Raw genomic sequence first — 11,665 nt, 5'->3', positions numbered from 1 at the left:
GCGCATTTTCGGCAGACCGCCGCATTTCCTCCGTAAAATCCATTCCGGGTGCCACAGATTCCTGTGTCTTTCGTGTCGGACGGCAACCGGCATGTGCCTGAGAAAGCGCCCTGGAAATCATGCTAGCGGTCCACGTCAGCCATCACGAAGTCGATGCTGGCGAGAATGGCAATCAGGTCTGCTACCAGCAGGCCGCGTGACATCAGCGGGATCATCTGCAAATGCGCGAACGACGGTGTGCGGATGCGCGTGCGGTAAGCGGTGGTGCCACCATCGCTGATGATCTGGTAGCTGTTCAGGCCCTTGGTGGCCTCCACCGGGAAACAGGTTTCCCCCGCCGGCATGACCGGGCCCCAGCTGTTGTTGACGAAATGCTGAATCAAAGTCTCGATATCCTGCATCGTCCGCTCTTTGCGCGGCGGAGTTGTCAGTGGATGATCGGACTTGTAGGGGCCCCCGGGCATGTTGTCGACGCACTGTCGAATAATGCGCAGGCTCTGATGAATTTCCTCGACGCGCACGCGGCAGCGATCGAAACAGTCACCTCCATCATAGACGGGAATATCAAAGTCGAACTGATCGTAACCGCTGTAGGGGCGGCGCTTGCGCAGGTCCCACTCGAGTCCGGTGGCGCGCAATCCCGGCCCGGTGATCCCCCAATCCAGGGCTTCAGCCGTGTCGTAGACACCGATCCCGCGGGTACGGCGCTGCAGCAGTTTGTTCTTCAACACCATGCCTTCGTATTCGCGCAGGCGCGCGGGCATGTAGTCGAGGAATTCGCGAATCATGGTGTCCCAGCCCCGGGGCAGGTCCTGGGCCACGCCGCCGATACGGAACCAGGCGGGGTGCATGCGCCCGCCAGTAATGGCCTCAACTATGCCGAAAAGCTTTTCCCGGTCGACGAACATATAGAACACGGGGGACATCTGCCCGACGTCCTGGGCAAAAGTGCCGTAAAACACCAGGTGGCTGGAGATGCGGAACAGCTCGCACATCATTACGCGAATCGTCTGTGCCCGGGCTGGTACTTCGATGCCGGCCAGCTGTTCCAGCGCCAATACATAGGGCAGGTTGTTCATCACGCCGCCGAGATAGTCGATGCGGTCGGTGTAGGGGATATAACTGTGCCAGGCCTGGCGCTCGGCCATCTTCTCCGCGCCGCGGTGGTGGTAGCCGATATCCGGTACCGCGTCGATAATCTGCTCGCCGTCGAGCTGCAGGGCGACGCGGAAGACACCGTGCACGCTGGGGTGGTTTGGGCCAAGGTTCAGAAACATGAATTCGGCGCTGTCGCTGGCGCGCGCCATGCCCCACTCCTCGGGCTTGAACAACAGCGCCTCCTGCTCCTTGCGCTGTTTGTCTGCGGACAGGCTGAACGGATCCACCTCGGTGGCGCGGGCGTGATGTTCCTTGCGCAGCGGATGGCCGGCCCAGGTTTCCGGCATCATGATGCGGCGCAGGTGCGGATGGCCGCAGAATTCGATACCGAACAGGTCCCATATCTCCCGTTCATACCAGTTTGCGCAGGCCCAGATCGGCGTGGCACTGGGAGCGGACAGTCGCGATTCCGGCAGCGCTACCTTGATGCGGATAAACAGGTCTCTTTCAACGGACAATAACTGGTAAACAAGGGTGAAATCGCTTTCCGGCTGGCTGGCTTCCCGCTCGCCGCGATTGGTGCGCAGGCGCTCGTCAATGGCCGTCAGGTCGTAGAGCATCGCAAAGGGTTGCGACAGTGAACTCTTGAGGAAGCGCAACAGCGGCAGCAGTTCGCGCTGGCCGGTCCACAGCGTTGGCATATCCAGGCAATCCGGTTGCAGCCAGTAGTGCTCGTGCGCGTATTCACGGCGCAAGTCGCCGATGAATGCCTCGGCTGCGGCGCGGTAGGCCGTCGGGCGATACACACTGGTGGCGATTGCACTGCTCATAGGTTATCCGTTCATTATTGTCAGTAGCTTTCCCTTGGCCGGGAGAGCGTCGCTGCGGGCGGTCTAGACGGAGTCCGGTGCGCGCAGCTTTTCTGCACGCATACGTTCGTCGCGGTGCAGATCACGCTGGCTGGGCTTGGGAACCTGTCGCGCGCCCTCTTCATCCACTACCCAGCTGAGTGCACGGCGATCCGAGGCCACGGATTTCTGTAATAGCGTCAGACCCTGCATCAACGCCTCGGGTCGCGGTGGACAGCCGGGCACATAGACGTCGACCGGCAGAAAGCGGTCCACTCCCTGTACAACGCTGTAGATATCGTACATACCGCCGGAATTGGCGCAGGAACCCATGGAAATGACCCAGCGCGGTTCCATCATCTGCTCGTACAGGCGTTCGAGCACCGGCGCCATTTTGAGAAAAACGGTGCCGGAGATAACAATGAGATCCGCCTGGCGCGGCGTGGCGCGGATGACTTCAGAGCCGAAGCGCGAGATATCGTGGCGGCTGGTAAAGGCCGTGGCCATTTCGACATAGCAGCAGGACAGGCCGAAGTTGAACGGCCACAGGGAATTGGCGCGTCCCCACGCCACCAGGTCCTCGAGTTTGGTCAGTAAAATATTCTTTTTGACTTCCTCGGAGAAAATTTCCCCATTGGATCGATCAGAGCTGGCGGCAATCAGGTTGCCGCTCTGTTGGGCGTCGGTTAACTGCCAGCGCATGCTGCTTCCTTGTCGTTGAACCCATTTATTGTTCTGCGGGTTTTTGAAGATATCTTCTCGTGGATCTTTTCAACCCTTATTTGCGGCGCGTTTCCGCAATCCATCCCTGAAATCCTGGGCCGGCTAATCGTCTGTCATTAAAGCCCTATGGTCTTTCAGCTATTTTCCTTGTGTTCCAGGCTGAACTGTTTGCCACCCCAGTCCAGCGCGCCCAGGCGCCATAGATACAAAAGGCCGACGAAGAGGATGGCGATAAAAATGGTGGCTTCGATAAATCCGTGCAGTCCAGTTTCACGGAAGGCTATGGACCAGCTGAAAAGGTAGATGGCTTCCAGATCGAATACGATAAAAAGAATGGCGACAAGGTAATAGGAAACGGAGAGACGCAGACGGGCACTGCCCTGGGAGACAATGCCGGATTCGTAGGGCTCATCGGTAGCCGGATCGCGGCGGCGCTGGCCGAGAAAATACGACAGGCCGAGCATAAGGCCAATCAACGCAATGACGGCGAGGCCGTAGGCTACAAGCGGCCAGATGGGCTGGTCGGATAAGGTGACTGGGTTCAAATCTTCTCTCCTGGATTCACTGGCATGCACGGGCGCGTCGGTGACTCATCGCTTTGCCACATTTGTTAACGCTTTAAATCTTAATTCCTGCTGGGTTGACCCTGTTATGGATTCCCGCTTGGGGTGCTTCCGGTTCTTGCCGACTGAGCTTGAAAGGCCGGGATCCAGTATTTTTATGTAAGAGGCTATAGGCGAAAAATAGTAGGAATTTCTCGTTTTTCAATATGGCTGCAAATTTTATAAAGGTTTGCTGTCGCGAAGGCTAGTGTGCACTAGGATCGATTGATTCTTAATTGTCATTTTTTTATATGAATAATTTCTGATGCTTTTTGTGACAGCGGTAGATTGATGCGTAGTGGCGGCTGCGCTTGGATAAGCCTGTAAAGCAATTCCGGGGCCAAATGGCCCCGGAATTTTGGCGCGTATAATCCCTGGTCGACTCGAGAGAACGACCGGGGAAAGCGTGCGGACAGCCTATCAGTGCTGGTGGCCGTCGTCTTCCGGCACCAGCAGCACGTGGTGGATCCACAGGCCGCCATCGGGCCGGGATGCTACCCAGGTCTCATGGCGGCCATCGCTGTGCACGCGTACACCCATCGGGATCCTGCCGCCTCCCATGTTGCACTTTTTGCCGTGGCAGGTGCCGCCGCCGCTGGAGGAACCGTCGTCGTAGCTGTTGTAGCTATCCAAATGACTGTAGATGTCCGAAAGCAGTTGGTAGTCATGTTGGTTGGGCCACTGACTGTTCGGGTCGCTGGAGTAATCCATGCAGGTTCCCTGGCTGCTACCGTCTTCACTGGTGTGTCCCAGGCCGAAGACATGCCCAACCTCCTGGCACATGACGTGGTTCTTCTCGGTCTGGTCCTGCCAGTAGGATGAATAGCTGTCATTCATCTTGGAGGTGCCCTGGTCTATGTGACCGTTGCTGTCGAGGCCAATGGTTGCCAGGCCCAACCATCCATTGTTGCCATAAGCCGCGTTGCAAACACGAATCTGGCCGGTGACGGCTGGGCAGCGCTTGCGGGTTTTGCTGCTGTCGTCGGCGGAGGTAATTGACAGGTTAAGCACGTTGGAGGAGGACCACTCTGACAGAGTATCGTTGAGTTCTTGCTGCCAGTCGGGGGTGACGCTGTCGACTACCTGAAGGTTGATGGGATTCGCAGTTCTCGCCCAGTGATAGTCGCCCCAGCTATGGTTGGCGGCAGCGCCGGCACTGAGAAGGGTAATGGAAAGGCCGAATGCTAGTTTGCATTTAGTCAGACATGAAGACATGGGTATTTGTCCTTAGTGTTATTTTTCAAGACATTTGTGAGCGGAAGCAGAATAGACTATCCGCATGCACCGGACCGCATGCACAGAGCGAAGCTAAATGTATTGTGGAAAATTTGTAAACCTGTTTGTCCGGTCAGCTGGCAGTTGTGCGAAAGGCTAAAAAGAAAAGACTTGGAAGAGTCTACGTTATTTGACGTGTTTTACCCTTTCCCGGGCAATTTATGTTGATTGGTTGATCCTGTGATAGGGATATCTTGTGATTTAAAGCGGATGCTCTTTGCAATTTTGCATGGCGGTAGCGAATAGGATTAAAAGTCTTTTAGAGTCTGCAGTAGCCGCTTGATCCGTGCCTGAAAATCCTGTGATTCCTTAAGAGAACCTTCTTATCTTCTCGCAATTTCCATGAATTCCTTTTCCAAAAAAATTTGATTTTTAACTTTTCTTTGCGTGACTGATTGCCCTGGGGGATTTGGCAGATTTTCTCACAGTGGGAGAAGGTTAGCCTGCCTTTCATGATTTTTAAGACTAATGGATGTTTTGCTTTGCAAAGACTTGGGAGATTTTTCCTTTCGATATGGCGGTAAAAGTCTCAAGAAGAAATGTGGCTAGAAAATATGGATGTTGGAGTGACCGGCAGAATAGACGATTGATGACGGTGATGGTCGATGAGGCGGGCAAATCTGATTGGTTGTTTGGGTGCAAAGATACAGGAGCGTCCAGTTTGTAGAGACACACGGCAGGCCATTTCGCAGGCAGGGGTAGAGCGGATTGCGCTGACAGTGTCTGGGGGAGTACCGCAGAGCTCTGAATATGTTGATGCCAGATTCTCTTGGGTTTCTGCCGAGAGGATGTCATTGCGGAAGATTTGGACGGATAGCGGAATTCGCCTGGTAGGCACTGCTTGAAGTGTTTGTAACCTCTCCTACAGTATTGGTTGTCATGGGAAAGGAATCCGGATGTAGGCATGTATATATTAAACCGTAAAGCCGGGATTTTCCCGAGAATTCTTGTCGCTGCAATTTTTCTGTGTGTTTCGCCTCTCCTGATAGCGGCAGGGCCTGAAGAAGAGGAAGAGGAAGAGGAGAGTTTTGGCACTTTTGCTGGAAGTGCGCTTATCGCCAGCGATTACATGTTTCGCAGTATTTCTAACTCCAACCTCCGTCCACAAGTACAGGTCGATTTCAATTGGTCTCATGATTTTGGCATTTATATGGGGGTATGGGCGTCAAACACGGATTTTGGCGGTACTGGCAACAGTATGGAGATAGATCCCTATATTGGATTTACAAGGGATATTGGCGACAGTAATTTCAGCTTCGATATCGGGTATTGGAGTTACAACTATCCGGGATCCCCGCTGAGCCTGAATTATGCAGAGGCATATGGCTATCTCAACTACGCCAATGACAAGCTTTCCATCAGTCCCAGTATCTGGTGGACCGATAATTATTTTGGTGACGATTTTCTGGGCAGTGTCTCGGCGACAGCCTATGAAGTCACGATTGGCTACGAACTGGGGCAGGGGTTTACGCCATCATTTCGTGTGGGACAGCAGACTTTTGGTTCTGGCTACGACAACCTGGACTTTATGTACTGGGATATCGGAATGGACTATGCACATGACGAGTGGACAGTGGGACTTCGCTGGTACGATACCGATGGCGTCGACCCCTTTCTCGCCAATCCAAAGCTGGCCGATGGTGAAGTCGTTTTCGGCGTGACACGGAGTTTCTAGACAACCCTGAACCGGTACTTCGCTTGCGTGATATCCCTGCGTATAGGTTTGTCCACGCTTTATAGCTAGCTTGGGGAATTGCCAGGGCGTTGCCAGGATCGTTGAGGGTGAACCCCCGGGATAGGAAAGGATCCTTGATATGGAAGATCAGTTGCTTTGGATACATGGGCAATACAAGCACCCGGAGAAGGGCAGCTTTTTCGAAACCAATAATCCCGCCACTGGAGAAGTTATCTGCCGGGTCGCTGAGGCGGGCCAATCTGACGTCGACATTGCTGTGGCGTCGGCCCGCCGCGGGCAAGCGGTATGGAGTGCAATGAGTGGTGCCGAAAGGGGCAGGGTTCTGGTCCGGACCGCACAGCTCTTGCGGGAACACTGCGAAGAGCTGGCACGTTTGGAGTCTGTGGATGGCGGCAAGCCGATTGCGGAAACCCCCGAGGCGGATGTGGGCTCTGCGGCCGACTGCCTCGAATTCTTCGGTGGACAGGCGGCCTCCCTGCACGGTGAATACCAGACAGTACCCGGCGGCTTTTTCTATACCCGCCCGGAGCCTGTAGGGATCTGTGCGGGCATCGGCGCATGGAACTACCCGATCCAGATCGCCGCCTGGAAATCCGCCCCGGCACTGGCGGCGGGCAATGCCATGATTTTCAAGCCGGCAGAGTTGACGCCTCTGACGGCACTGAAACTTGCTGAGTTGTATAAGCAGGCCGGTCTGCCGGACGGGGTGTTCAATGTGATCCAGGGCATGGCGGACACGGGCAAGATGCTCACCACCCATCCCGGTATAGCGAAGGTTTCCCTGACCGGGGAGGTGGGCACCGGCAAGGCCGTCATGCGGGCCGCCGCCGATTCTCTGAAGAGCGTGACACTGGAGCTGGGTGGCAAGTCGCCGCTGATTGTGTTTGATGATGCAGATCTGGATAACGCGGTAGGCGCGGCCATGCTCGGCAACTTCTATACCCAGGGACAAATCTGTACCAACAGCACCCGGGTGTTTGTCCACGATACGATCAGAGCGGCGTTTATAGAAAAACTCGTGGCCCGCGCAAGAAAACTCAAGGTGGGTGATCCGCTCGATCCGGGGACCGATGTTGGCCCCATGGTGAGTGCGGACCACATGCGCGGTGTATTGGGCTACATCGAAAAAGGCAAGCAGGAAGGTGGAAAACTTCTGCTCGGAGGCGAACGCGCCAAGGTGCCGGGTTTTGAACAGGGTAATTTTATTGAACCGACAATTTTTGACGGTCTCAGTGACGATATGACCATTGTGCGTGAAGAAATTTTCGGGCCGGTACTATCCCTGCTTGGTTTTACCAGTGAGGAGGAGGTTGTCGAGCGTGCGAACCGGACCGAATTCGGCCTCGCTGGAGGCGTTTTCACCAGGGATATCCAGCGAGCCCACCGCGTAGCCGCCCAACTCGAAGCGGGTATCGTCTGGATCAACCACTACAACCTGACACCGGTGGAAATGCCGTTTGGCGGCTTCAAGCAGTCCGGTATCGGCAAGGAAAACAGCCGTCGTGCCTTTGAGCACTACACCCGTCTCAAGACAGTTTATGTCGCGGAAGGTGATGTGGACGCGCCCTACTGATCGGAACTGACCATTGCCGGTGCGCCCGGGTGAAACTGTCGCGTCCGCTGCACATTGAGATGCGCTAGCGCTCCTGTTTTCTCTCCGGAATTCCCACACGCTGGCTCTGCTGCCAGTTCTCGGCGGTGTAGCTGTCGGCGTCCGAGGGTTTGAGCATGCCTTTGCCGCGAATATGGTCTGCACCTTTTTCCCCGATCATAATGGTGGGGGCGTTGAGATTGCCGTTGGTGACAACGGGCATGATGGAGGAGTCCACCACGCGCAGGTTGTCTACACCCCGCACCCGGCATTCGGGATCCACCACCGCCATGTCATCGGTACCCATACGACAGCTGCCCGCCGGATGATAGGCAGTCTCTGCGGTCTCCGCCAGCCAGTCATCGATCTCGTCGTCTGTCTGTACTCCCTTGCCGGGAGATATCTCGCGGCCGCGGTAGGGATCCATGGCCTGCTGGGAGAAAATCTCACGGGTGAAGTGCAGGCCGGCGCGGAACGCCTGTTTGTCTTCTTCGCGCTCCAGGTAATTGAAGAACATGGTCGGCTGCAGTCGCGGGTCCTTGGATTTCAGTTTCACCCAGCCGCGACTGAGTGGCTTGTTGCAACCCAGGTGTGCCTGGAACCCGTGCCCCTTGACCGCGCTGGAGCCGTCGTAGGCGATGGCGCCGGCGAGAAAGTGATACTGTATGTCCGGCCACTCGAGACCTTCGCGACTGCGGATATAGCCGTTGGACTCAAATTGGTTACTGGTACCGAGGCCGCGCTTGAACAGCAGCCACTGCAGGCCAATCCAGGCCTTCGATAGTGGTCCCAGCGAACCGTTGAGGGTGATCTTCTGTGTGCATTCCTGTTGCACCCACACTTCGAGGTGATCGTGCAGGTTCTGCCCGACTCCCGGCAGGTCGTGGACCACGTCGATACCGTGTTCCTTGAGATGATCGGCGGGACCAATCCCGGATAACATCAGCAGCTTGGGAGAATTAAAGGCGCTGGCCGAGAGAATCACTTCACGCCTGGCCTGGGCGCGGAACATTTTGCCGTGTTGCTCGTATTCCACGCCGACCGCTTTCTTGCCGTCCATTATCACCCGTGTGGTGAGGGCGTGCATTTTCAGTTCCAGATTGCTGCGCGTCAGTGTCGGTTTGAGATAGGCGAGCGCTGTGGAACAGCGGACACCATCGCGCACGGACATGTCCATGCGCCCGAAGCCTTCCTGGCGATAGCCGTTATAGTCCTCCGTGTATCCGTACCCCGCCTGTTTCCCGGCCTCAATAAAAGCCCGATAGAGCGGGTTTTGCATATTGTTGCCGTTGCAGGCGGTAATCGGACCTTTACCGCCGCGGTAGGCATCCTCGCCGTAAACGCAGGTTTCCGAGCGCCGGAAATAGGGCAGCACATCAGCGTAGGCCCAGCCGGTTGCACCCAGCTTCGCCCATTCCTCGAAATCGCCTTTGCAGCCGCGCACAAACGCCATGCCGTTGATGGAAGACGAGCCGCCGATCACTTTGCCACGGGCCTGGTGTATGCGGCGGCCCTTAAGGCCCGGTTCCGGCTCGGTGTAAAATTCCCAGTCGTATTTGGGCATATTGAGCGGGATCGACAGGGCAGTCGGCATGCGGATAAAAATGGAATTGTCCTTGCCGCCGTATTCCAGCAGCAACACGTTACAGTCGCGATCTTCGGTCAGCCGGCTGGCGACGACAGCGCCGGCCGAACCGGCGCCGACAACGATGTAATCGAAGGTCTGGTCGAAAGTCTGCTCTGTCATATTCGATGCTCAGGTGGGGCCGGGCTCGTCTTCCTCTCCGGGGGTACGTGCTTTGAGTTCACGCCGCATGTGCAGGTACTGCAGGTGGGCCTCGAAATGGTCCACGATATCGCCGATCACCTGTTCCCGTGTGTAACCCATCAGGTCATAGGTTTGCCCGCCTTCCCGCAGGTGTGGTTCCAGCCGGTAGTAGCTGGAACTGGGTCTTTCCGCCCGCATGGTAAATGCGGGCATAGAACATTTCCGCGGCCATACCTGGTAGGTGAAGTCCACTTCTTCGCCCAGGTTTACATCCAGCGCGAGGTGCAGGTCATCACCGGTACCTTTCTGTATCTTCACCGGGTAGCCTTTTTCGGTCAGTTCTTCCTTCACCGCTTCGAAGGCGGGCTGCACAGTGCGATCAATGAATTGCTCAACCTGTCTGAGGCTCGGAAAGTTGATGGCGCGGGAAAGCCTTTGTGCCCAGTTGCTGTGACCTTCGCGGGAAATGGTTCTGCCGGACAAATGCCCTGACAGCGCCTCCTGCATGCTGGCGGATTTCATGCCCTCGAATCGCAGCGCCTTTGACAGCCCCAGCATCATCAGGATCAGAACGAAGGCGAAAGGCAGCCCCATGATGACCACCGCGCTCTGCAGTGCGGCGAGGCCTCCGGTCATCAACAGCGCTACGGTGACAATGCCGATAATGGCTGCCCACAGGATACGCAGCCAGGGGGGCGCATCGTGATTGGGATCGGTCAGCCGACAGGTGAGGTTGGATAGCACCAGCGAGCCCGAGTCGCCGGAAGTGACGAAGAACACGATGGCGAGCACGGTGACCGAAATCGTCGTAACTGTGGTCCACGGCAGTTGTTCGAGGAATAGATAGATGGCCGATCCCGGATTCTCGCTCGCCTGCTTGCCGAATTCGGTCGCGCCGCTCATCACCATTTCGATGGCAGAGTTGCCCATGATCGCCATCCATGCAGCCATGAATAGAAATGGCAGTATCAGCGTGCCGGAGACAAACTGCCGGATAGTGCGGCCTCGGGAGATACGGGCCAGGAACAAGCCGACAAAGGGCCCCCAGGCGATCCACCAGGCCCAGAAGAAGATCGTCCAGGCATTGAGCCAGTCCTGTGGCGGGTCGAACGCAAAGGTGTTGAACGAGAGTTCGACGAAGTGCTGGACATAGTCCCCGAGATTGGTGACGAAGGCGTCCAGCAGGAACCGGGTCTTGTGGCTGAAAAGCACGAACAGCATCAGCACAATCGCGAGCAGCATATTGAACTCTGACAGCCTGCGGATACCGCGCTCCACACCGGTAGCTGCCGAGATGGCTGCGAACACCACGATCATGACCGCCAATATCGATTGAGTAAGCGTCCCTTCGGGGACGCCGAACATATATTTGAGGCCGAAGTTCAGCTGGATAATCCCGATGCCGAGGCTGGTAGCGACGCCGAAGACAGTCCCCAGCACCGCGGCGATATCAACGGCGGTGCCGAATGGACCGTAGATGCGTTTGCCGAACAGGGGATAGAGTGACGAGCGGATTGTCAGTGGCAGCCCGTGGCGGTAGCTGAAAAACGCCAGCGCCATGCCAACTAATGTATAGACACCCCAGCCTGATAGACCCCAGTGCAGGAGAGTGAACGCCATCGCCTTTCGGGCCGCTTCCACTGTGCCGCCGTCGCCTTGCGGGGGAGCGACAAACTGGGTGATGGGTTCCACGATGCAGTAGAAAATCAGGTCGATACCGATGCCGGCAGCAAACAGCATGGCGGCCCAGGTAATCACGTTGAATTCCGGCTCCGCGTGATCCGGTCCCAGCTTGATGTCGCCGTATTTGGACATGGCAATGATGACGACGAACGCCAGATAGGCGACCACGGCGAGAAAATAAAACCAGCCAAAGCTACCGGAGATCCATGCGAGAACGGCGAAAATCACGTTGTTCGCCTGCTCGGTAAAAACCATGGCCCAGAGGGAGAAAAGGACGATTCCGATTACCGAGCTGTAAAATACCGCCTTTTTCAGTTGAGCCTCATCGGGACTGGCTTTGGAGGTCTCTTCCGAGGCTTTCGGCTTGTGCATGCGGGGCGT

The 11,665-nt window shown here is 56.3% G+C and carries 8 protein-coding genes; 2 read left to right on the top strand and 6 right to left on the bottom strand.

Annotated features, from left to right (window positions below; all coding sequences use genetic code 11):
- Positions 1-122: 122 nt before the first annotated feature.
- The 4 genes from nuoC to IG168_RS19485 form a co-directional block, all read right to left on the bottom strand.
- Positions 123-1,928: an NADH-quinone oxidoreductase subunit C/D gene (gene nuoC / locus IG168_RS19500; protein ID WP_193166282.1), complete on the bottom strand. Its 1,806-nt coding sequence runs from the start codon at positions 1,926-1,928 to the stop codon at positions 123-125.
- 63 nt (positions 1,929-1,991) lie between these two features.
- On the bottom strand, positions 1,992-2,648 hold the full coding sequence (locus tag IG168_RS19495) for an NADH-quinone oxidoreductase subunit B (RefSeq protein ID WP_193166281.1): 657 nt from the start codon (positions 2,646-2,648) through the stop codon (positions 1,992-1,994).
- A gap of 155 nt (positions 2,649-2,803) precedes the next feature.
- Positions 2,804-3,214 (bottom strand): NADH-quinone oxidoreductase subunit A, encoded by a 411-nt coding sequence (gene ndhC, locus IG168_RS19490; RefSeq protein ID WP_226877161.1) that lies wholly within the window; start codon positions 3,212-3,214, stop codon positions 2,804-2,806.
- Between the two features lie 477 nt (positions 3,215-3,691).
- Positions 3,692-4,486, bottom strand: coding sequence for a zinc metalloprotease (locus IG168_RS19485; RefSeq protein ID WP_193166280.1), 795 nt, complete (start codon positions 4,484-4,486; stop codon positions 3,692-3,694).
- Between the two features lie 964 nt (positions 4,487-5,450).
- On the opposite strand from IG168_RS19485, the gene IG168_RS19480 reads away from it, so the two are divergent.
- Together IG168_RS19480 and betB are read left to right on the top strand one after the other, a co-directional pair.
- Positions 5,451-6,221, top strand: coding sequence for a TorF family putative porin (locus IG168_RS19480; RefSeq protein WP_193166279.1), 771 nt, complete (start codon positions 5,451-5,453; stop codon positions 6,219-6,221).
- Between the two features lie 139 nt (positions 6,222-6,360).
- The gene (gene betB, locus IG168_RS19475) at positions 6,361-7,815 is read left to right on the top strand and encodes a betaine-aldehyde dehydrogenase (protein ID WP_193166278.1); all 1,455 of its coding nucleotides are present in this window, start codon (positions 6,361-6,363) and stop codon (positions 7,813-7,815) included.
- A gap of 64 nt (positions 7,816-7,879) precedes the next feature.
- On the opposite strand, the gene betA is transcribed toward betB, so the two are convergent.
- Positions 7,880-9,580, bottom strand: a complete 1,701-nt coding sequence (gene betA, locus IG168_RS19470; protein ID WP_193166277.1) for a choline dehydrogenase — start codon at positions 9,578-9,580, stop codon at positions 7,880-7,882.
- 9 nt (positions 9,581-9,589) lie between these two features.
- Complete coding sequence (gene betT, locus IG168_RS19465; RefSeq protein WP_193166276.1) at positions 9,590-11,656, bottom strand: choline BCCT transporter BetT; 2,067 nt, start codon at positions 11,654-11,656, stop codon at positions 9,590-9,592.
- Positions 11,657-11,665 lie beyond the last annotated feature (9 nt).

Source organism: Microbulbifer hainanensis (assembly GCF_014904735.1).
In the GTDB taxonomy this organism is placed as follows: Bacteria; Pseudomonadota; Gammaproteobacteria; order Pseudomonadales; family Cellvibrionaceae; genus Microbulbifer; species Microbulbifer hainanensis.
The sequence above is the reverse complement of the archived record's forward strand: the minus strand, read 5'-3'. Positions and strand labels throughout refer to the sequence as shown.